This is a genomic window from Oenococcus sp. (assembly GCF_047725585.1).
In the GTDB taxonomy this organism is placed as follows: Bacteria; Bacillota; Bacilli; order Lactobacillales; family Lactobacillaceae; genus Oenococcus; species Oenococcus kitaharae_A.
This window is the reverse complement of record NZ_JBDNNF010000008.1, coordinates 53,479-74,898: the sequence shown is the minus strand read 5'-3', so window position 1 is coordinate 74,898 and position 21,420 is coordinate 53,479. Positions and strand designations below refer to the sequence as shown.

The 21,420-nt window shown below is 39.7% G+C and carries 22 protein-coding genes and 1 pseudogene; 2 read left to right on the top strand and 21 right to left on the bottom strand.

Annotated features, from left to right (window positions below; genetic code table 11):
• From ABF487_RS08810 to mobQ, 20 genes and pseudogenes are all read right to left on the bottom strand, one after another.
• A partial coding sequence (locus ABF487_RS08810) for a T3SS effector HopA1 family protein (RefSeq protein ID WP_415635052.1) occupies window positions 1-531 on the bottom strand: 531 nt, incomplete at its 3' end.
• A gap of 50 nt (window positions 532-581) precedes the next feature.
• The gene (locus ABF487_RS08805; RefSeq protein ID WP_415635051.1) at window positions 582-1,706 is read right to left on the bottom strand and encodes an ArdC-like ssDNA-binding domain-containing protein; all 1,125 of its coding nucleotides are present in this window, start codon (window positions 1,704-1,706) and stop codon (window positions 582-584) included.
• A complete protein-coding gene (locus tag ABF487_RS08800; protein WP_415635050.1) occupies window positions 1,690-1,923 on the bottom strand; it encodes a hypothetical protein in 234 nt (77 codons plus the stop codon). Before ABF487_RS08800 ends, ABF487_RS08805 begins: the two co-directional genes overlap by 17 nt.
• Before the next feature lie 118 nt (window positions 1,924-2,041).
• Complete coding sequence (gene topB / locus ABF487_RS08795; protein WP_415635049.1) at window positions 2,042-4,177, bottom strand: DNA topoisomerase III; 2,136 nt, start codon at window positions 4,175-4,177, stop codon at window positions 2,042-2,044.
• Between the two features lie 2 nt (window positions 4,178-4,179).
• The gene (locus tag ABF487_RS08790; RefSeq protein WP_415635048.1) at window positions 4,180-4,581 is read right to left on the bottom strand and encodes a hypothetical protein; all 402 of its coding nucleotides are present in this window, start codon (window positions 4,579-4,581) and stop codon (window positions 4,180-4,182) included.
• 20 nt (window positions 4,582-4,601) lie between these two features.
• Window positions 4,602-5,471, bottom strand: coding sequence for a conjugal transfer protein TrbL family protein (locus ABF487_RS08785; protein WP_415635047.1), 870 nt, complete (start codon window positions 5,469-5,471; stop codon window positions 4,602-4,604).
• Window positions 5,472-5,642: 171 nt separating this feature from the next.
• Window positions 5,643-7,007: pseudogene (locus tag ABF487_RS08780) on the bottom strand (VirD4-like conjugal transfer protein, CD1115 family); the annotation flags it as partial.
• A 13-nt stretch (window positions 7,008-7,020) separates the two neighbouring features.
• Window positions 7,021-7,494 carry a conjugal transfer protein gene (locus ABF487_RS08775; RefSeq protein WP_415635046.1) on the bottom strand — a complete coding sequence of 158 codons (474 nt, stop codon included), beginning with the start codon at window positions 7,492-7,494 and terminating at the stop codon, window positions 7,021-7,023.
• Entirely contained in the window at window positions 7,495-7,863 is a 369-nt protein-coding gene (locus ABF487_RS08770; RefSeq protein WP_415635045.1) for a thioredoxin family protein, read from the bottom strand.
• Entirely contained in the window at window positions 7,850-8,467 is a 618-nt protein-coding gene (locus ABF487_RS08765; RefSeq protein WP_415635044.1) for a hypothetical protein, read from the bottom strand. Before ABF487_RS08765 ends, ABF487_RS08770 begins: the two co-directional genes overlap by 14 nt.
• A gap of 13 nt (window positions 8,468-8,480) precedes the next feature.
• Complete coding sequence (locus ABF487_RS08760) at window positions 8,481-9,635, bottom strand: phage tail tip lysozyme (RefSeq protein WP_415635043.1); 1,155 nt, start codon at window positions 9,633-9,635, stop codon at window positions 8,481-8,483.
• Window positions 9,636-11,054 carry a type VII secretion protein EssB/YukC gene (locus tag ABF487_RS08755; protein WP_415573610.1) on the bottom strand — a complete coding sequence of 473 codons (1,419 nt, stop codon included), beginning with the start codon at window positions 11,052-11,054 and terminating at the stop codon, window positions 9,636-9,638. It abuts the gene before it with no gap.
• Window positions 11,047-13,065 (bottom strand): VirB4 family type IV secretion system protein, encoded by a 2,019-nt coding sequence (locus ABF487_RS08750; protein WP_415635042.1) that lies wholly within the window; start codon window positions 13,063-13,065, stop codon window positions 11,047-11,049. The genes ABF487_RS08755 and ABF487_RS08750 overlap by 8 nt, the downstream gene beginning before the upstream one ends.
• Before the next feature lie 11 nt (window positions 13,066-13,076).
• Window positions 13,077-13,733 (bottom strand): TrsD/TraD family conjugative transfer protein, encoded by a 657-nt coding sequence (gene trsD, locus ABF487_RS08745; protein ID WP_415635041.1) that lies wholly within the window; start codon window positions 13,731-13,733, stop codon window positions 13,077-13,079.
• The gene (locus ABF487_RS08740; RefSeq protein WP_415635040.1) at window positions 13,705-14,064 is read right to left on the bottom strand and encodes a conjugal transfer protein; all 360 of its coding nucleotides are present in this window, start codon (window positions 14,062-14,064) and stop codon (window positions 13,705-13,707) included. Before ABF487_RS08740 ends, trsD begins: the two co-directional genes overlap by 29 nt.
• 22 nt (window positions 14,065-14,086) lie before the next feature.
• On the bottom strand, window positions 14,087-14,422 hold the full coding sequence (locus tag ABF487_RS08735; protein ID WP_415635039.1) for a CagC family type IV secretion system protein: 336 nt from the start codon (window positions 14,420-14,422) through the stop codon (window positions 14,087-14,089).
• Window positions 14,423-14,424: 2 nt separating this feature from the next.
• Window positions 14,425-15,045, bottom strand: coding sequence for a hypothetical protein (locus ABF487_RS08730; protein WP_415635054.1), 621 nt, complete (start codon window positions 15,043-15,045; stop codon window positions 14,425-14,427).
• A gap of 145 nt (window positions 15,046-15,190) precedes the next feature.
• Window positions 15,191-15,505: a type II toxin-antitoxin system mRNA interferase toxin, RelE/StbE family gene (locus tag ABF487_RS08725; protein ID WP_415635038.1), complete on the bottom strand. Its 315-nt coding sequence runs from the start codon at window positions 15,503-15,505 to the stop codon at window positions 15,191-15,193.
• 3 nt (window positions 15,506-15,508) lie between these two features.
• Entirely contained in the window at window positions 15,509-15,796 is a 288-nt protein-coding gene (locus tag ABF487_RS08720) for a type II toxin-antitoxin system RelB/DinJ family antitoxin (RefSeq protein WP_415635037.1), read from the bottom strand.
• Window positions 15,797-15,868: 72 nt separating this feature from the next.
• Window positions 15,869-17,935 (bottom strand): MobQ family relaxase, encoded by a 2,067-nt coding sequence (gene mobQ / locus ABF487_RS08715; protein WP_415635036.1) that lies wholly within the window; start codon window positions 17,933-17,935, stop codon window positions 15,869-15,871.
• Between the two features lie 615 nt (window positions 17,936-18,550).
• Here mobQ and ABF487_RS08710 point away from each other — a divergent pair.
• Together ABF487_RS08710 and ABF487_RS08705 are read left to right on the top strand one after the other, a co-directional pair.
• On the top strand, window positions 18,551-18,748 hold the full coding sequence (locus tag ABF487_RS08710; RefSeq protein ID WP_415635053.1) for a hypothetical protein: 198 nt from the start codon (window positions 18,551-18,553) through the stop codon (window positions 18,746-18,748).
• Between the two features lie 733 nt (window positions 18,749-19,481).
• The gene (locus ABF487_RS08705) at window positions 19,482-19,601 is read left to right on the top strand and encodes an integrase (RefSeq protein ID WP_415635035.1); all 120 of its coding nucleotides are present in this window, start codon (window positions 19,482-19,484) and stop codon (window positions 19,599-19,601) included.
• Between the two features lie 47 nt (window positions 19,602-19,648).
• On the opposite strand, the gene ABF487_RS08700 is transcribed toward ABF487_RS08705, so the two are convergent.
• Complete coding sequence (locus ABF487_RS08700; RefSeq protein WP_415635034.1) at window positions 19,649-20,893, bottom strand: ATP-binding cassette domain-containing protein; 1,245 nt, start codon at window positions 20,891-20,893, stop codon at window positions 19,649-19,651.
• Window positions 20,894-21,420 lie beyond the last annotated feature (527 nt).

Here is a 21,420-nt window from a genome sequence, read left to right as displayed (position 1 = left end):
TTTCAATTCATGATACAGGATGCACTCTCCCTGAGTAAACTTTGCACCAGAACCTTCAGGAGCATCACTCGATTTCAAAATATTTAACAACGTGTCCTCAACGCTTTGTACATCGTCACTACTGTAAAAGACTAATGCATCATTTCGAGGATAGCTTCCTGTATTGGATAAGATTTTTGCTGAGAAATCAATATTATTTTCTACAAGTTTATTAACAGCTCTTGACCATACCTGAAGGGCATACTCTGAGTCTACAGCAGCCACGTAATGCCTATATCTTGCGATTCTGTGTAACCCATTATCAGAATTAATATACATGAAGAAACCGGGTGTGAGATTAGGCCTATAACTAGACAATGAAATCTCACCATGAATAGGTGCTGTGTCAATACGCACTCCGCCTAATTCTGATATAGGTCCTCTTGGACCCTCGATTGTCTTTACAACTACAGAATTCTTTCTATCTGGAACTAGGTTCATTACCTGTTCATCAAGATTAGCCCCTGGAGCTGAAAAATTATTGTCATACAAGCTCGGATTTCCTGTATGAATAACGCAATACAGCCAGCGTGAGCTATCTCCTATCTTTTTAGTGTTTCGCCTGTATTCCGTTCTGCTTGTCTAATTTCTGGATTCTGCCTCACAAAATCTTGCAACTGTTTTTGCGTTCGATCACTAATTTCTTGGTGCACATCGTTTAACTGGTTTTTTAGTTCTGATTTTTGTTGGGGATCAGTCGCTTGCTTAATTTGTTGTTGCAAGCCTTGATACGATTTGTTAAGTTCCTGGGCTGATCGCTTTTTGAGATCATGTTCAGGATCTTTTTGCGCTTCCTGTAAGCCTAACTGTTTAGTCAAACCATCGCTAAGCTCAATTACCTTATTGCTGATCTGCTGGATCTCACTTAAAGCATTATGGATCACATTCTTATCTTTTGCCCAGGTGGCCACATAACCAAGGGAGTAGTTGCTGGTATCAACGCCGATATTTTGCATGGCCACATATGCGACTGCTTCGGCTTGTGTTTCTTGATAGGCTTGCGGACGATCTTTAAATTCTGAAGTTAAACCATGTAACTGGCTATGCGCGTATTCGTGATACAAGGTCTTTAGTTTCAGGGCATTGTCGGGTTCATCAGCACCAATCACGATTTCATTTGTATTGGGTTGAAAGTAACCTCTAGCCCCGTTAAGCTCTGACAAGTTCTTTTCACTGACTTGAAGATCGGTTTGTTGGTTTAAATAATCTTTGAACGCGGTATACAGGCTCGTCACGTTCTGATGATTGCCTAAGTTTTCTTTGATAAAGTCTTTAGAGCTTAGGACTGGTTCGCCACTAGTTTGCGATACATCAAAGACGGGCAGATAACGATAACCAACAATTGCTTGCTCGTTAGTAGTATTAAGTCGCTTTTGGTCTGCTGGCGTGAGCTTTTTAATAATCGGGGCAGCAATTCTAATTCCTTTTTCGCCTTTATTAACGGTACGGTTAAAATCAGTCTGCCACTGCTTAAAACCCAAAACTTGGGTCGCTTTAGGATTTTGGTAATAGATAAGATTAATGTTTCTTTGGCTATAATGGTGGAATTTTGCTAAAGTATCAAGATAACTTTTAAATTTTTCGCTATCGGTTAGCTTTAAAATTTCTTGTTCAGCCTTGTGAACTAGTTGTTTTTTCCATGCGGCTGTTTCAGCTTTGCTTGCCATGATTAACCTCCTGTTGCTCTATAAAATCGACTGAATTATCAATTTGAGGTAGTTTAATTGCTTGCGTACCATAAAGTGCTAAGTATTCATGATCTTTTTTGTGCCAGGCAACTTGAATGTAATTCCCTTTACCGGCAATTTCGGATAAATATTTATAATCGTGTTTGTCGTTAAATATCGGTAGTTCACTGGCCAATACTTCTAATTCGTTATCCATTTTAATCTCCTTTGTTTTACCAACAACACTCGTTGTTTTGGTTCATTTTCGGTCTTTGAAAGTGAACCAAAATGACGGGTTCACCAACCGAAACGCAGTGTAGGGCGGTAGTTAAAATCTAATCAAAGTTAAAACTTAATTTATGGCCATCAAGCTTTAACTTGGCGTCAAACGCCTTCCCTTTTTTACTCTTAAAACCCTTTAATTTGCTAGTTTCTCCTTTGGTGATCAATGCTTTAATCGCGGTTTTACCAAGGGTCTTACTACTCCATTTCTTGGGTAGGGTAAATTCTTCGCCTTGCTTGGGTTTTATGATATAAAATTTTTGTTTATTTAATACAATTCCTTGTGGCGTTTCTAAAAATATTTCCTCGGCTTTTTGGGCTTCTTGCTGATGACTGACTTGTTGCTGAATTTCACTACTACTTTGTAACTGCTCGGGAACATCTGTGATTATTTTTTGAACAAATTTTTTAATTTGAGTTAAAAAGTTTTCTTGTGTGCGTTCATTGGTACTGATTTGTTGTAACGCTTTTTCCCATTTTGCCGTCATTTCTGGGCTCGTCAGTAATGGTTCAAGCTCAACTGCTTTACATAAAGTAATTCCAGCTTCGCTAACGTGCAGCTTATTTTTTTCAGTAACCAAATAACCACGCTTCTTCAATACCTCTAATACATTAGCTCTGGTCGCTTCGGTGCCGATCCCTTCAACATCTTTTAAGATCGATTGAGCTTCTTCATCGTCAAGTGTTTTACCAGCGGTCTTCATTGCCGTTATTAATGTACCTTCGGTAAATGATACTGGAGGTGTCGTTTCTTTTTGCGGTGTTTGCAGATTGGCTTGAACTTGGTCTCCTGGCTGAACTTGCGGTAAGCTTACCGCTTCTTGTTGTTCGGCTTTGTTCTCGTCAAATAAAACTTTCCAGCCTGGTTTAGTTGGTACATTTCCGGTTGTCTTGAAATTAGCTTGGCCAATTTGTGTGATGATCGTTGTTTCTTCATATTCATATGGATCAGCAAACATGGCTAGCGTTGTTCTCAAAACTAAGTCATAGACTTGTTGCTGTAATTTGGGTAAAGCTAGTAATTTTTCTTTGTTTGGAATTACTTTAGTCATGATAATGGCGTGGTGCTCTTGAACTTTTTTGCCATTTACATATCGTTTGTTGGGTTCTTTATTATTTAAAGATACTTCTTGAGATACTAAACCAAGATACCTTGATAGATTAGGAACTAAATAATTGAATTCTTGACCGGTAATATAGTTACAATCGGTTCTTGGATAAGTGAGTAATTTTGTTTCGTACAAACTTTGGACGGCTTGTAAAACTTGACTGGCGCTAGCGTGATATTGCTTGTTGATTGCACTTTGCAAACTAGAAAGCGAAAAAAGTCTAGGACTAGCGCTTTTTTTGCTCTGTTTTTGAACGTCCTTGATTAAACCGCTCTGTAAGCCCGTCTCAAGGTGTTTATCTGCCATGAATGTATTTACTTCTGATTTGTTTTTAAATCGCTGATAAGGGTCTAATTTAGCCTCGAATTTTTGCCGCTTGGTTAAAATTTCTGCATTTAGTTCAAAATACGGCTCTGGTTTAAAGTTTTTGATTGCCTGATCTCTTTGATAAACCATATACAAAGTTGGCGTCTGCACGCGACCGATTGAATAGACCCCACGAATTCCACTTTGTCTTAATAGCAAGGTATATAGAGGACTGCCATTCATACCGACTAACCAATCACTGATTTGTCTGGTTTGAGCTTCTTTATAAGCTGGATAGTATTTCCAACCGTCTTTTAAGTTTTTAAACCCATCCAGGATCGCGTCTTTTTCCAGTGAGTTGATCCATAATCGTTTGATCGTTTTACTTTTCAAATTGATTTTGGCTTGGGTCATGATCGACCAGGCAATGTTTTCGCCCTCACGATCGCTATCGGTGGCCACGATTACAGTATCTGCTTTTGTTAACAGATCTTTGACGATCTTGAATTGCGCTTTTTTACTAGCTGACACTTCAAACTTGTATTTTTCGGGAAAAATCGGTAAATTAGATAACGCCCATTGCTTGTATTTTGGATCGTATTTTTCCGGTGTTGCTAATTCGACTAAATGACCGAAGCCGTATGTGACAATTGTGTCTTTGGGTAGAACAGGGTCGCTAACCGTATAGTAGCCCTGTTTTTTTGTACTATTTTTAAATGCTTCTACATACGATCTAGCTTGACTAGGTTTTTCGGACAAAATAACTGTTGTCATAATCATTCCTCCTTATGATTCAGTTTTTGTTTTAATTCTGCTTTTCCTTGGTTTACACCATTCAACCAAGCTTGTTTTCTAAGTTCTTGAATATCTTCTTGTCTAATCTGTTCATAAACTTGCCGGCGCTCCTTTAGACAATCTTTGTATGCTTTGTATTCACTTTTGGTTCCGCTTTTTAGCATTATGGCTAAACCCCCGCCACCTACAAGCGAAATAATTGTTCCGATCCATTGGTTAGCCAAAACTTCATATAGAATCAGTAAAGCCACCATAACAATGACGAACCATTCCATCAATCGATACAGATAGCAAAGAATTAAGTGTTCAATCGGATTTCCTTTATAAACGTTGATACGTGAATCAATTCGCCATTTCATTTTCACTTTTTCTCGCCACTTCATAAAGTACGCCCCTTTTTTAGCTAATGCTTCATTCTATTTTTAAGCATTCTCATAGCACCTGTTAAACCGCCTTTAGTAGCACCAGTCGAACTCCAAAAATCCTCAATGGCTTTTGGTGTATGCAATACAAGCCAACCCATACCAATTGATAAGGCAAAAGCTCCAATTCCGTTGCTAACCCAATGGGTAACTCCCCAAACGCATAATGTCATTGACAAAACTTGCGATAGCATGGACGCGTTTAGGTAGATTAATTTTTTCCACCAGATGCCACTGTAATCCCATGTTTCGGTTGCTATACTGATTGCTGCAAAGGGGATAGTTAAATAAAACCAGGCCATATCTGCCATAAAAATGCACATTTTAAAGAAGAAGAACACGGTCACAATTGCGAAGAAACCTAATAGTATTAGTGACATAACCGATCCAATAGCTAATGTGCCGGCTATATTTTTTGAACCCGTGATCGTTGAAGCTGTATATTTGCTATTCATTGAAAACATAAATTTTCCTAACGGAAAAACAATTGCTTTCAGTAAAAATCCTTGTAAAAAGACCATGACAGGAATGGCAGCGGCTGATTTAAGGCTGTCCATCACAATATTTGCCCAGGTAACATCAGTGCTTTCATCTGCTTCTTTCAGCAAAGTTCCAATGATTCTCCCTAAGACAACTACAACTACTAGGGACGTCGCAAAAGTAAGAAAGATTGCATACCATTGATCTAATACGGCTTCGTGTTGGCCAATTTGATCAAAGACAGCGCGACAGCCAGAAGTCATAAAATTCATAATAGATGTAAAAAAATTCTTAAGCCATTCATTAATTGCTTCTGAAATTTTATCACCTAAAAAACTTGCCATAACTGGGTGAAAATAAAGACTTTTCATAGTTCAACCTCCTTTTTTTGATCATTAACCTAACATCTTTTTATGTCTTATTTTTAAATCTTGATCCATATTATCTTGCAACGTTTCTTCTTCTTTGCTACTGGCTTCGTCTGCTTTGCGGACGTCTTTTTGAGCTTTAACTATTTGATTCCATTTGTTTACTTTATCCTAGAATTTGGTTTCTTGACTGGCTTCGGCTTGGCCTTGATAATCATTCTGCGATAAATTGACCAAATGATCGGCTCCCGGAAATAACTTAAATTGAAAAGCTTTTGTTGCTTTAACTGGACGCGAATTGCTAAAGATCAATAAGCTCTGCTCTTCGGGCATGCGCATGATTTCATCAGGGGTCATTAAAGATCTACTTGTATAGCTGTAACTATCACTTTTGGTATGACTTTCTTCCTTACTATGGCTGGTACTTTCACTACCGGTTTCGACTTTCACGGTCGATTTTCCTAACAGATCACTAAAGTATTTAGCGGTAACGTCATTAGCAGCGTTCAAACAGATTTTAACGGCGTGGTTTCCTAAGATACTTTCGGCTTTATCCTTACCGTACAGAGCTTGCAACTGGGTTAAGGTCTGGCAAATGGTCGTCACGCCAATGCCGTAGCCGCGACAAGTTGCTAGGAACTCTTCATACTTCGGAAACTTCCCTAAATTAACAAATTCATCAAGGATAAAGTCGACTTGATGGGGTAATTTAGCGTGATGATCAGCGGCTAGTTTGTATAACTCATCAAATAATTGTGAGAAAAACAGATTGATGAAGCTTTCATAAGTACTATCCATGACGGGAATAATCACATACAGGACAGCTTTGGCTTTGCCAATTTCTTTTAAATCAAAATCCGAAAAGCTGGTAAAATCGGCCACTTCTTGATCGACAAACTTCGAAATGGTCGCCAACAAGCTTTCAATAATACTGGCTTTCATTTCCCCTTTGGCCTTTTTGAAACCTAATTCATAAGCGCGTCTCGCTGAATCAGACATGGTTAGATCAAGAAACAAGCTATCTAACGGACTATCGGCGCCCTTTTCTTCGGCTTCCACATCATTTTCTTGCAAGACTTGCGTTACACCCGCCAAATTTCGTTGTTCTGGTGACCGGTGGTTCATGACAAACAGAATTAGCGCCTTCAAAAGTTGACGTTGAGTACTGAACCAAACATCTTTCTTACCTTCTGCATTTTCACTTTGGACGATCTTGGTGGCCACAGTTTCGGCTTGAATATTGCGCTCGATATAATCAAAAGGATTGTAGCGATCAGAGTGGATCATGTTGGCAAAATTGACGACATGAACTTGATAACCCTGGGCTAACTTTACGCCTGCGGTCTTTTCGTAAAGTTCTCCTTTGGGGTCGGTCACAACAATACTGTTTTGCGTTTCGTTAAAAAGATTAGTGATAACAACTGATTGGGTCTTGTAAGATCCGGGCCCGCCGACAACAAATACATTTCGGTTGGGTTTGGTGCTGTTGTTTTGATAAATAATTTGTTTATCAACGATTCCTAAAATCGTGCCATTCATAGGGATTGCCTCCTTATTTTTTATCTGTCTTGGATTTACTTTCTCGCTCGATCAAAGAGTTTAAAACATTAGTATCGGTTGCTTGATTGAAGTTTCGCGTTAAATCTTTTTGACTGATTCTAAAGAAATGTTCCATAAGGTCTTTAAGATTGCCCCAGGTCGCACTACCGTGTGTATCTGTGTCGGCGGTTTGCCAAGCCTTATGCTTGCTGTTGCGTTTCAAAGCAAAATAGATGGTATACAGGATCACGGCGACACTGACAATAATTAATACCGGGTTCTTTTGGCCTAAATATAAGTTGTAATAATGCCAGGGGTGTAAAGCTAATTTTTTTAATACGGTTGGCATATGATCCGCAAAGGTTAGCTTATAACGGGACAAGGCCATGACAGCTCCAGCTAAGATCTCCGCTAAATACAAGCCAATGATTAGCGTTAGTAGATACGGCCAACTAACTTTAACGACATTTAAGAGTTTACTTTTCATCTAATCACCTACGATCTGTTTAATCTTTTGTTGGTTGGTTCCGGAGTATCGTTGCTTGCCATGAATCAAGGTTGGTACTGACGTTAATTGATATTTTTGAATGTAATGGCGATTCTGCGGTTGATTCATGTTGATAAAAACAATGTTGTGACTAATGACGTTGTGCCAATAAATCTGATGAAAGATCGATTGGCAATCCGGGCAATCATCACGGTAAAAAAACAGAACTTTATCAGAATGCTTAGCCAGCGTCACGATTGATCGCTGCTTTTCTACGTGATTGACATATTGATGACCAGCAAACCCGCTAACGGCTAAAACCACCACGATTACTGCTAGGGCTTTGCCAACGCGTTTAATTAAGGTCACTGGCTTTAAAGCTACTACCTAAATTTTGGACCGCAGTGATCTTATTTGTGGTGGTATCAAAGGTCACTTGATAGAGCACCGTCGCCTTTTGCCAGTCGTTGTCACCACTCTTGCTTTGGTAGCTAATAACCGCCAAACCTTTCATGTTTTGCCCCTGCTTACTTTGCGTATACAGATTCAGCTGATCTAATTTGGCTGAAACACTATTACTATCGCCGTAAGTGCCTTTATTGGAAAAGTATTGCTGGTAGAGTTTATCGGCAATCAAGTTTTTAACACCGTCTTTGCGCTGACCATAGCTTTTTGGCTCAAAGTTATTCATAACGTTAAAGAACTTGGTGACTACCGTATTAAAACTAAGTTCAGCCGGACTTTTGTCCTTATTATTTTGGTAGGTCTTATAACTGCCAATTTGGGTGCTCAATAACCGCTTTTGCTGCTGGCTTTGAGCCAGTTGCCGGCTAACTTGGCGCTTTTGTTCTTGTAAGCGGCCGATTTGCTGTTGCGCCTGCTTAACTTGGCTATGTTGATAGGCATTTGCCCCTAATGACATAACTAAGATCAAGCTGCCAATCACCACACTTAAAACCATGCTCCGCTTCATTTGTTTTCCCTCCTTACTTCTTGATTGGCCGGGCTAACGTTACATCGCTACCGTTCAATAAACTATAAAAAGCGGTGCCAAAAGTGCTTTCGTTAACTTTATCACCCGTACCACCTTGCTCAATAATCTTGGTGGCTTTACCTTGCCATTTATCTAGCAGAATGGCAGTGTGACCGTTGTTTCCGGCTCCCGCACCTTGATTAACAATCACAATATCGCCGGCTTTCGCATCATTTTCACTGATCTGTTTCAGATATTGATGGCTGCCTTTGGCGTCACTGGCCATCGTGCCGGTAAACCAGCCCATGTTGGCCGGTACCTTGTAACCAGCTTTATTAAGCGCTAACCAGACAAAGCCTGAACAATCTGTCCCACCGGTTTTGTTAGGATTCTTTAAATCGCTACCTAAATCGGGGCCGGGGTGGGTTTGAACATAGTAGAAATCGCCTTTCATACTTTCTGCGTTTTTGACGATACTACCACCGGAATAGCTCGGGTCACTATCACAACCTAACTCGGTCAGATCGCCGGAACTCGCATTGTCTAACGTATTACCGGCCACGGGATCACTCGCCCCGAACACGGAATACCAATGATCGGCATAACCGTATCTTTGGCTTAAATACCATTGTTCCGGGTTTTTGCTCATGCCTTCATAATCCATTAACCAGGCTTTCGTCGCTTTGTGCACGTCCGTATATTTAAAGATCTGCTTGTTTGACGCATAGTAACTACTGTTCAATTCTTGATCGAGATAGTCCAACTGAACCCCGAGATTGGTCGCTGGTTTGTTTTCTTTGTGGGCTAAGTCCTCCAACTTATCTTTACGGCCGCCTAACCACTGGGCTAAGCCCGTGGCCCCGGAACTGGAATTAACGGACTTGGGATCAAGCCGACTTTCTAGTTGTAAGACGCCCAAGATACCAGCTGCCGCTTGTGGCGTTGCACCATACTTCTGTTTCCAGTGCGCATAGATATTTTTGGCATTTTCTGTCATGCTCTTACTATCTAATTGCGTCTCTATGGTGGTTGAGTTATCACAACTGTTTTCTTGTAGCTGACCAGTAATCGCGGCGATCAGCAAGATGATTAGCAGAAGGGCGCCGCCCACAATATAAGCAATCAACTTCCACTTCTTTTTCTTATATTCGAAAGACAGTACTTGCATTTAATCACCCACTTTGTGCTTGGCCTGATCGACTTGTTTTTGCGCTGCTGATTGGTCACTCTGCGCGTTCTTTAAGTCCGACTTAGCCGAATCCACCTTCTTGTCTTTGTCCTTATCTTTACTGCCATCAATCTTGTTGGCGTCATCTAACTTCTTTTGGGCGTCGCTCACTTCGTTCTTAGCGGCATTGAGACTTAACAAGGCTTTTAAATACTTAGCTTTAGGACTGTTCACGCCGGCTAACTTGGTTTGGACAGTCTGGGCGTCTTGCGTATCATTATGGGCGAGGAAAGCTTGTCCCATTCTCAATAAAACATCAGCGTTCGTCGTAAAGGATAATTGGTTATTAAGCGTATTGGTATCGTAATTAACAATCGCTTTTTCAAGCTTCAACTGGTCTTTTTGCTTGCTCGTCGCCTTAGTTGGTAACTGCCAATCGGCCACTTGACTGCTATCTTGGTTGGTATAAGCCGCATTAACAACCTTGTTCAACTGACTTGGGTCAACGTTTAAGGCTTGCTGGTATCGACCGTGCTTTAAAAAGACACTGACTTGCTTAGTTAAAGGATAGCCGGCCCGTTTCATATCTTTTTGCGCTTCCGACCACTTTTGATCATTTAAAGCGGTCTGAATTTGACCGCTATATTTTAATCGCGTGACCTGCGCTTGGTTCCGGTTAGCTAAGCTTTGATACTGCCGTTCGTCACTTTTATGGACTAAGCCGACGGCCAAAACGGCCACAATCGCCACCCCGGCCATACTCAACCATAAACGTTGTTTGGTTTTCTGCTGGGCCGTTTCAACTTCCTGCCATTCGTGATAGCTCACAAAGTCCTCAATGCCGTTAACCACTTCCGTTAACTCATTTAACGACGTAGCTTTAGCTACTTGTTGTAAATAGTCGTCCGGGTGTTTGGCCAAGGCTTCTTGGGGATTGCTTAGTAGCCGTTCATAGGGCGTCCCCGTCAAGCAAAACAGAATCAGCGCTTTGTATTTGGCTAAATTGCTATGCTTGTCATCATAAGGCATGAGTTCATTGGCCCGGTAGGCGTACCAAACATGTTGCATGGGGTAATACCACAGGTTAGCTGGGTTCAACGCAACGTGATACTGGCTATCATTAACCACCTTTTGCGCCATGATTTCCTTGGCAATCGCTGAACGGATCGCCTTATTTTCCTGTGGCAATTCCTTTAATGATTTAACCCTATCCGGTAAGGCATAGGTTAAGACAACCTTTTGGTCTTGTTCAACCAAGTTGACTAACTGCAAGAAATTGGCGTCAGTTTGCTTTAATTCGTTTAGCTCACTTAATTGGTCGTACCTAAACTGATTATGATTGAGTTCGAGAATTAACTTGTTGCCTTGCCGTTTAAAGGTGCCAACCTCGATATTCAATAATTGCTTTGCTTTACTCATTTAAAGTCCCGCCTTCCTCCTCGGTGGTAGTTAAAGCGTCAATCTCACTAGGTGTTAAGACCACGCGCTTTTGATAATCCGGTTGAATGGTTGTCTCACGGTGATATTTTTCTTGGTAAGCTTCTGGGTCAATTAGCCGTAGTTCTTCTTCGGTCAACTCGACACGCATAAAGGCGCGTTGGCTACCATAGATCATCAGGGCTTCGCCTTGTCTACGACGTTCTAATAACTTCTTTTCCTTATCCGAAAAGGTCATGCGTAGTTTGGTAATCACGTCATCGACCCCTTTACCATCTAATCCGAAAAAGACTTTCGTGTAGGAGTTACCGATAATAGCTTCACCTATGTTTTGACCGGTATCAGTCGTTCCTTCGATCACATCTTGAATTTGCTGCGTTCCGGCAATCGCCCCAGCATTGTATTTTCTAAATCGCTTGTACGCTTGATGGAAAAAGGTGGCAGCCGCTTTGTGCAAAGTCAAAAAGTGAAATTCATCAACAAACAATTTCTTGCGGCTATGCCGATCTTTGGTAATTTCGTCCCATAGATACTGAAAAGTATTCAGATAGGCCGCTGATTGGACTTCCTGTTCACTTTGTAATGGTTTTAAATCAAAGGAAATGATTTTCCCTTTTAAGTTAACGTTGGTGTGGCCGTCAAATAGGCTGTTAGAGCCATGGGTATAACTGCCTAAAATATAGTAGAAGTCTTTAACCCGATTGAACTTGTCGGCGTCCTTATCAGCCAGTTTTTCCAACTCGTCATAAACATTGGATAAGGTCGGCCACTGATCGTCTTTAATTTCTTTTAAGCGGCTATATTTCAAAACACCACTGTTGACGTAGGCCTGTTTAACGACATCATCAAGAATTGCCAACTCAACTTGGGTAATCCCAGTTTTAAGGACTTCAAAGAACCCCTTTAATCGCTGAATTTTATCTTTAACTAGTAAATCAAGGTTCGTGACCGCTTCATCGGCGCTTAAGATTTCTTCGGAAAAAATTTGGAGCGGGTTAATTTTGTACTTAGCATTCGAGGTTAAGTGCAAGACTGCCCCACCCAGGGCTTCAACAATCTTGGTATATTCGTTTTCTGGGTCAATAATGTAGAGTTGATAGTCTTGAATGGCGTAGCGTAGGATTTTCTGGATCATATAGGTCGTCTTGCCCACCCCGGAAGTTCCGATAATCACTTGATTTTGATTTAGCGTCTTGTTGCGGTCCAACATATCTACGGCAATTAGGCTGTTGGTGTCTTTGTTAACCCCTTCAATATCGCTTCTAGGCTTTAAGTCCAAAATCTCGGCGTCATCAAAGGGAAACATGCTACTAGCGACTTCAGTATTACTTTCTTTATAGGTGTAATCCCCCATCAGGTTCTCGTTAATCGGTATGGTTGACCAGAAAGCTTGAAAGGTTGCTTTAACGGGCACTAGGGGCTTCATCTGTAACTTAATCAACGTATTTTTCACGTTTTCGCTTAAATCTTCTAGTTCCGCTAAACTGTTAGCCCGCAGATAAACCAGCATATGTTGGTACACAAATGTGGTAGCGTTATCGAGGTATTGATCTAGTTGCATGTTGGCCGAATCAATATAATTTTGCAGAATCTTCTTTTTATATGGATCAAAGGTGTTAAGCTTCTGAGCTTCCTTATTTTGAATCGTCTTCTTGTAATAGGTAATCATGGAATTGTTGCTGGCGCTGTCGATATATTGCACTATATCGATGACGCCTTTTTTGCGCTTTAATTCTGATAACCAGTTGCCGTACACCCGCTTAGGATAGTCGGCAATCGCTAACACCCGAATAAAGTTCTCGCCGGATTGGACATAGGTGGGGTATTGTTCCCAACTAAAGGGAAACAGTGCATGCAGGCTATCGCGATCGATCAGCTTGGTAAAATCTTCAACCTCCGGTTTAAGTTGGCGACCGGCTGTGACACCACTAGCTTGGTTATTTTCTTTTTTAGTCGGCATGAATAAATTAATGACCTTATCAGAAAAATTCATACTATTTCCCCTTATCCGTTAAAATTAATCAGGTTCTTTAAAATCTCTTGGACTTCTTGGCTGGTCAAAACTTTGGCCATCACCTCAAAATCGGTTAAGGCATTTTCAATGTCTCGTTTAACTTGTTCGATTTTCTCGTCTAAATGGCTGACTGCTAGGTTTAAGCTCTTAACAGATTTATCCTTAATCGGTACCTTAACGATCAATAGATGTTGCTTGGTCGTCATGTTTTTGGATTCTTGAACCTTTGTAAAGTGATCCAAGTAACTGGCTATGAGCTGGATTTTGAACTGTTGCTCCGGGTGGTTTTTTTGTAAGGCGAGATACCGCCGTTTGAGACCGTTGAGATAAGCCGTCATGTTGACGGGAATCGTTGGTTCAACAAACTGTAACGTGTCATCAACGCCTTCACCTAAGGTACTCATTAAAAATGCCCCATAGTCTTCAAAGACATCTTGTTGTTCCGTGTCATTTAGCAGGTCAAGGTTAATGCCACTGATTTCCAAAATCCCGACTAAATTACCGGTCTTGGTCACTTGGTAGTTGCCATACATGCCCACCACCAAGCTCATATCATCAATGGTCTCTTTTCCGCCGTTAATTTTGGGTGGCTGGTAGTCCCAATCTAATTTAGCTGGGTTATTTTTGCTGATCTGCTTTAAACGCATTTAATTCACCTCGCTTCTTTGCTTTTAAATAAAATAATTTCTGACTATTGGCATAGCGACGTTTTAAATTAAAGTTGTCACGCACTTTAATATTCTTGCGGGCTGACACCGGTCTGATTGTTAAAATAGCCATGACAATGGTCATGGCTAAGACAACAATCACTATTTTTATCAGAACTAAAATTAACCCATAGGGCGGGATTGCAATAAAAATCAATCCCATTAGTCCAGCCAGTCCCGCTATGCCAAAATCTCTTAAGGTGTAGTCTTTCCAAACGCCATAATCTTTATCGACGTTTTCCGGAAAGATAAACTCTTTACCCTTTTTCATTTGGCAGGCTTCCTTTCTTTAATTAAGTAAACAGGCTGTAAACCCAAGGCAGAATCCAGATAATGGCCGCAGCTAGGGCAACTAAACCGGCCACCCGGCCAACGGCGTGGTAGACTTCGGACTTTTCTCTTGGGTCGTCAGCGTCCGGCATGCGTTTAATGATGATAAATAACGCCACACAGATTCCGACTAATACCACCAAGCCGGTTAGAATCCCTTGAATGGTCTTCCCAGCACTGGTTAGCTTGCTTTTAACTTCGCCACCGTCTGCGGCAAAAGCGACTTGGGCGTTCATCAATGCTAAATAGCCTGCTGTTACTCCACTGATTGTTAAGGCTTTTACTTTGTTAAGCTTCATATTTATTCCTCCTTTCCATCGTCTTGTTCATCTTGTGACCTTAATTGAACTTTTTCTGCTTGCGTTTGCTCGGGTTCACGCTTATAGAATTGGTTCAGCTGCTCTTCGGCAATTTGCTGACTAGGTAAAGGTTCGGTTGCTAGTTTTACACGTCCGTTCTGGTTAGTGGCGAGGTAATATTCTTTTTCTGACTGACCGAGTTCTTGAGTTTCCAAGACATGTAAGTGATGTTCGTATCGACCTAAAGCGTTATCGACTTCTAAACGATAGAAGCCTAAAAAGCCTTCTAAAAAGCTTTCACCGAAAAAGGTCATTTCATTTTTGATCTGCTTATATTGATGAGTGGCTTTATTGCTCGTCAGCTTTTCGGCCTTCTTAGCATTCTTGTTATCTTGATGACGATTAAACCAACCACTAAGTTTTAATGGCTCGATTTTTAACTGTCGTTTAACCGTCTTCTTGATCATGGCTTGCCGGACTTTATCAATTGGCAGTCCATCACTTTCCAAACGCATTTGTAAAGCTTTTTGGTCAGATAAATCTTGGTCATCATCCACCACAATCGCCTTTTGATCATCATGAACGAGCTTGCCGTTAATGCCTTGCCAATTTTCAATCTGAATCATATCAATTCCTTTCATAAATTAAACACGAACATATGTTCTTGTTTAAACTAACATAAAAAGCTGTTTTGTACACAGCTTTTAAAAAAACGTATATAAAAACCAGCTTGGAATTAAATCAAGCTGGTCTATCTAAACGTTTGAACTATTGTCTTTTTCCAGTTCTCAACTGGTCGTGGTTGGTGATCGCAATCATTCGAATACGCTTTTTCTTCTCTACTTTGTAATAAATGACTAAAAGATCATCAAGGATATGGTATTCATGAAAACCGGTCCAGGGCCGATCAGTTAAAATGTGATCCCGATAGCTGTCCGGCAAAAAACCTTGATCCTCTAAAATATCAATACTATCTAGAATTTCCTCGCGCACTTCTTCATTTCTTTTATCTCCATAGGGCGTCAGCTTATTTAAACTGCTCATCTGCTTATCGAAATGGTCTTCGATTTTGATCTCATACATCGATCAAGCCCAACGCTGACGCCTTTGTTCTTTAGTTAAATTTAAAGCATCATCTCGGATCAGCCCCAACTCTTCAGCCTGAGCTTTAACCATAGCTTTTTCTAATTGAGGATCAACCTCTTTTTTTTGTACGAGAAAAGGTAAGCCGCCATTGATAACAACTTGATGATAATAGATGTTAATCGCCGTTGAGGCATCAATTCCCAGACTTTTAAAGATGGCATTAGCCTGTTCTTTAACTTCACTTTCAACTCTAGCTTGAACGACTTTTTTTTGTTTTGTTGCTGGCATAAAGCCTCCTATTCACCTGTTATTATAATACATATACTAACTAATATAATACATATGCCAACTAATACATGCTTAACCTCTAAAAAGTGGACCCGGATAATGTCGGTTTTTCGTTTGGTGTTGCCGTTTCTTTTTAGTCATTTCCCATTCAATCTCTTTAAGGCCATGCAACCGTTGCTTTCTTAGATAATCCGAATTTTTTGCATATAAGATGGTCATTAAGGCGTCATCTAAAATACTAATCAGATAGTTTTTAGGACTAGTTGGATAGTAATTAATGGCCTGATAGTTCTTGACTTGTTCTTGTTTATATTGATCGAACCGGGTCGTTTGTTGCTTGAGTCGGGTTTGGACGGCTTCAATTTGTTCGTGATCCAGTTGCGGGTCTTGACTGCATTCACCTAAAAATAGTTGTCGGGTGCCATCATGTTGTAGGACGCGCTGTAGCCGATGATCCTTCACATCTTTTAATTCGATCGTGCCTAACAAGTAATTCAAGCCCGCCTGGTGCTGTTGCCTAGTAAAAACCACGGGTGGCTGGTGTTGTAATTGTCTAAGATCGTTCACATTTAATGGTTTTAATTCTGGATCATAGTAAACCACAGCCGTATAGAGCTGCTCTTTGTCAATCGTAGCTAGCTTATCTAGGTCACTATCCGGAAAAGCCGTCATTAAAATACTATTGTATTGAGTCTGGACAACGGCTTTAATCTCGTTAATAACCCGTAAGTCTTTTAAGCCCTTAGAAATTAATTCAAGCTCATTAGACTGATAATTGACTAGAACTCCACGATCGGTCTTTTCTAGATCGGCCAACTGTTGCCCGTGTTTTGCCAAAACCGCAGTTAACTGCTTTTTAATCTCCTTGGCCTGTTGGCTAACTAACTGCCAACTACTATATGGTCGTTTGGTAAAGCTTAATAACTGTTGGGTCAGTAAATCACTCCGAATATCTGCTAAGCGTTCTGTTAACTCGTTGTCTTTAAAAATGGTTTGCTCACTATTAGTTTCTTTAATTAATTCACGCCGCTCGGCTGCGGTGGTTCGTTTAAAATTAACTCCCGGATATAACTTTTTAACTGCCCGATCAACCACTTGATTTAATAATTGATTGGCCTGGTTTAATGACATACTTTGTTGGTCAATAGTAAGCAGCTGATTCGTTATATCAACACCGACAGCATGTTTAATCAAGAGGCTATTTTTCCAATTGAATAGCATGCGAGCTTTATCATCTAGGTGTTCCAAATCAACATAGGTTTTCAGCTGTTGGCTTAGATCACGAATCGTGTGTTTTTCCGAGAATGATAGCCCATCAGTCAAAGCATCAAAGTGTTCGTGATTTCTAATCTTCTCAGTAAGGTTATGGTATTTAGCTTGTGCCCGTTTTTGATCTTGAACTTGCTGGTTAAATGCTCTTCTTTCGTGTCGCTTACTATTGATGCCTATATGTTGGGTTGGCACGGCATCAATCCCTTGACCTGCGAACGATTTTTCGCTAATTCGGTCGGGCAAGTTTTTTTGTGCTAAAACTTGATTAACACTAGTTGCCCAGTTATGGCGCCATTCGTCAATTTTCTCTTTCTTGTCCCAATCAATTAGAAGCATTTTTCTACTCTTAGGATACTTGCTTGTTCCGGTGTATGTTTTGTTACCATTTTTGTCTAATATATATTGCTTTTTACTTTTAATCCCCCATGTGCCATCTGGGTTAAATGGCCGGTTAGTCAACATCACATGAGCGTGCGGATTGTCTGGGTGGTCGCGGTGAATTGCGACGTCAGCTACCATACCGGAATCGACAAAGTTTTCTTGTACATAGTTGGTCAATAAGGTTTTCTGTTCACTTTCGTTTAATTCAATTGGTAAGGCCACGTTAAATTCTTTGGCATAGCGCGAGTTTGATTTACGATCTTTTCTTTCGACTTCATTCCATAACTTCTCACGATCATTCGCCCATTCTGGTGCATTTTTTGGTATCAAAATAAAGCTTTCTGGCATAACTGATCGAGCAAAGAAATAGCTTTTGCCTTCTCTTTGATCGAATAGTTTCTCACCAGAACGATAGGCGGCACTGGCAATGGCGCTTCGACCCTTACCAGCACTAATATTAGAAAAACTCATGTGGAAAATTGCCATGTCGATCACCATCTTTCTTTGGGTTTATGGGTTTGATTTTGTTGTCGGCTAGCCGACTTCTGATACAAGCTTTTAGCACGATTTACCCCACAAGATTTTGGTGGGGTGTAAGTGCGCCTTGACCTAGTTTTTCGTCTTGTCCTTAATAAAGCCATGCGCACGACTATCATCACTAGTCACATCTGCGTTGTGACCTTCACGATAAATATCCAAACTGACCGTCTTATGGAAAGTTGCAAAAATTGAACCAGGAACTTTTAGAGCATGATCAAGTTCTTTGTGTTTCTTCGTTCTTGATATTTTAAATTACGCCGCAATCGCTTCAAGTGTTCCACCTGTATGGCACAATTGTTTTAGATCTTCGATACGGAATTTAATTGTCCGTTCATATTTATTCAATCAATCTCTTTTCCATAAAAAAAGAGCAACCGTTTAGTCGGCTGCTCTTATCTTTAATTCTTTTACGATATCAATATACAAAATATTTGACCTCGAGGTGATCTCACTTTGACCTTGATTTGATTGGTTTTGAGCTTTTTAGATGATTTAGCCAAACAAAAAAACAACCCTTAGGCTGCTAACTAGTTATTGTTTTTTTGCCACTAGAAGAAAACGATCTTCATTGCTAGCGAATTACCAGTTTTGGAAGTGGGTGCCTACAAGTATTTAGCAGAAATCAGCGGGAATGGCGCTTATTATCAAGTGGCCTGGCAAAGCTTGGCCGAAGGCTATGTTGCCCTTTATGGCACAACGCCGGTTCCAATGACAAGCCTTCCCACAATGAATGATATTTTTGAAGACGAGGAGGGTTAGTGTCACCGATTGCTTGAAACAGTAAACTGACCTTTAATTGTTCTACCGACGATGTCACAGAGAAGTCCATCTTATTTAGTGGCTGCTGAATTAGACCACTAAATATCAATTCAGATACTGAAATCTTTAGTTTATCAGTGTTTCTAATAGGCAAGCCAGCCACTGAAATACTGTGATCATTGGAAGAATCTACCAAGAAATATTGATTATTAAATAGAGATTAAATGCAAAATTTTAAGTGAGTTTTGATATTTGATTTCATTTATACCAGCAAAGATAGTCCCAGATTACAACATGCTTTTAGTCTTTATTTACAAGGCATGAGTGATAGCGAGGTAGCAAGGGTAACTGGAATAGAACGCACGACTTTTAAATGATATCGAGCAAAGTTTGACATTACCAGGCATCAGTATTCTGAATTTTTTTCAGACTGATTCATTGCAATCCGATTACCCAGCTTAAAAGCATTGTCCATACTTTTATCTACTTTAGATGTTTATTGTACAGCTAGTCAATTAAGGAACAAAAAAGCTAGATCTCACAAGGAGCCTAGCTAGTTTGACTACTTTCAAGTTTCAGTCGACTAGGAAGAAATTCGGCAGACTTGACGAACATCATTAAGTAAATTCAAAACCGCAAGATTTACTTTGTCCACCCATATTCGCCTTGGGAAAGAGGAACTAATGGGAACTGTAATGGTCTTTTAAGGCAATTCTTTCCTAAAGGGCAAAGTATGCAGGATAAAACGGAAGATTACGTTCAAAGAGCAACCAAAGCAATTGATCGTAAGCACCATCGCATCCTCCATTATCAAACAGCAGAAAACCTATTCAAGCAGCATGTGTCCTCATAGACTATTAACCGTTGCACTTAATTTGATAATTCGGGAATTGTTTAGCTTTATAATTTGACGATTTTATCAAACATTTTTTGTTCATCTGTTGTAATATGATGAGCAACTTCAATCACAGTACTAGAATTATCATCTAATAAAGTGCTGTGAATTTGTTTTGAGAGCTTCGCATCTAGCGATGAAGTAGCTTCATCTACTAAAATTATTGGTCGATTGGCCACTAGTGCCCTTGCAATTTCAATTCGTTGCTTTTGCCCACCAGATAGATTGTTACCCTTTACTTTAATAAGATAGTCCCAGCCTTTTTCATTAATTAAGTCGCTCAACCCACTTAGTTTAGCTACGTGATTTAATTTGTCGTCAGAGATATTGATTCCCAAAGTAACATTGTACTCGATTGTATCGTTTAAAATAATTGGGTCTTGCTGAATATAGCTGAAATAATTATGTGCTTGCTGCCAATTCCCTGCCATATTCTTGCCGTTAATTTGATAACTACCTTTATTTAATTGATTAATTCCCATTAAAGTATTAAGAAGAGTGGTTTTGCCCCAGCCTGAAGGAGCCATCAAAAGCACTTTCTCACCAGCATTTACCTTGAACGATACATCATTAAAGATAATGTTCTTATTAAATGCCACTGTTGTATTCTCTAAACTTAGATCAGTAAATGTAACTTCATCAGAACTATCATTGGCACGTACTTTCAGCTTAGAAATTATTTTTAACAATTTATTCCACATTGGTTTGGCTAGCTTGATGTTATTCAAATAATAGAAAATAGAGATGAGTGGGTTCACAAAGTTATTAGAAAGTTGGCTGATCATTACCAAAGTACCTAAAGTAATATTTTTAATGCTAACTAGGTAAACGCCAATTGCTGTTGGTACCAAAGTTATAAAAGTGTAGGCAATCACTTCAACCGTTTCATTAGTATAACCCTTAATTAAATTAAGATGCCACAAACTAATCTCCATGCCCGTGGCCTTATTCATAAACCTTTGCCAAATACTTTTTTCCCGATTATATAATCTAGCACTACCAGCAATATCTTCAGTTTCTTTTACAGCTTCAGTATAAAAGCTATTGGCTTTTTCCCAAGTCTGCGACTCATGCTCAATCGTTGATCCCAATAATTTTTGCACTAATCCAGGTCCAAATGAGGCAACCAAAAATATTAAAGTTAACGGAATAGAACCAATTAACGCTGTCAATAGTGCCGCAATAAATTGGATGATACATAAAATTATTTCTAGTTCAGATTCGATCTTATTTAATTCTATTTGCTTCAAGTCGTTCGTAAAAAATGAGGTATCTAACTTAACATCAGGATGAGCATTACAAATTAAATATTCGCTGCTGTATTTTTTGAATTTTAAATTAACATCTTTGACAATCTTTGAATAGCAACGTTCATAAGCAAGACTGCAAATAGAAAAAAATCATACCTACAACTGCGACGGCAATTATTGTCAGCAAACTTTCTGTCGGCTTAGTAATCCAGTCCATTAATCTTTGTGTTACCAAAGCCAAAAAGACTAATTGCAAAGATTTTAGTAACGAAAACAAAAAATATAAAAATAGATCTCTAAATTTTGCATATTTCAAGGACATAAATTCACTCCTTAATTTTCTGTATAAAATCTAGTAATAACCTTGATCCCTGAGAAAGAACATCAATCTCTGATATCTTAAAAACTTTTTGAATAATGTCATTTATAGTGAATACTTCATTACTTGAAGAGATGAAATTGATAAAGTCGCTATACAAACTAGGATCACTTACAAAAATTGACGCCACATAAAAAGCCTCTATATA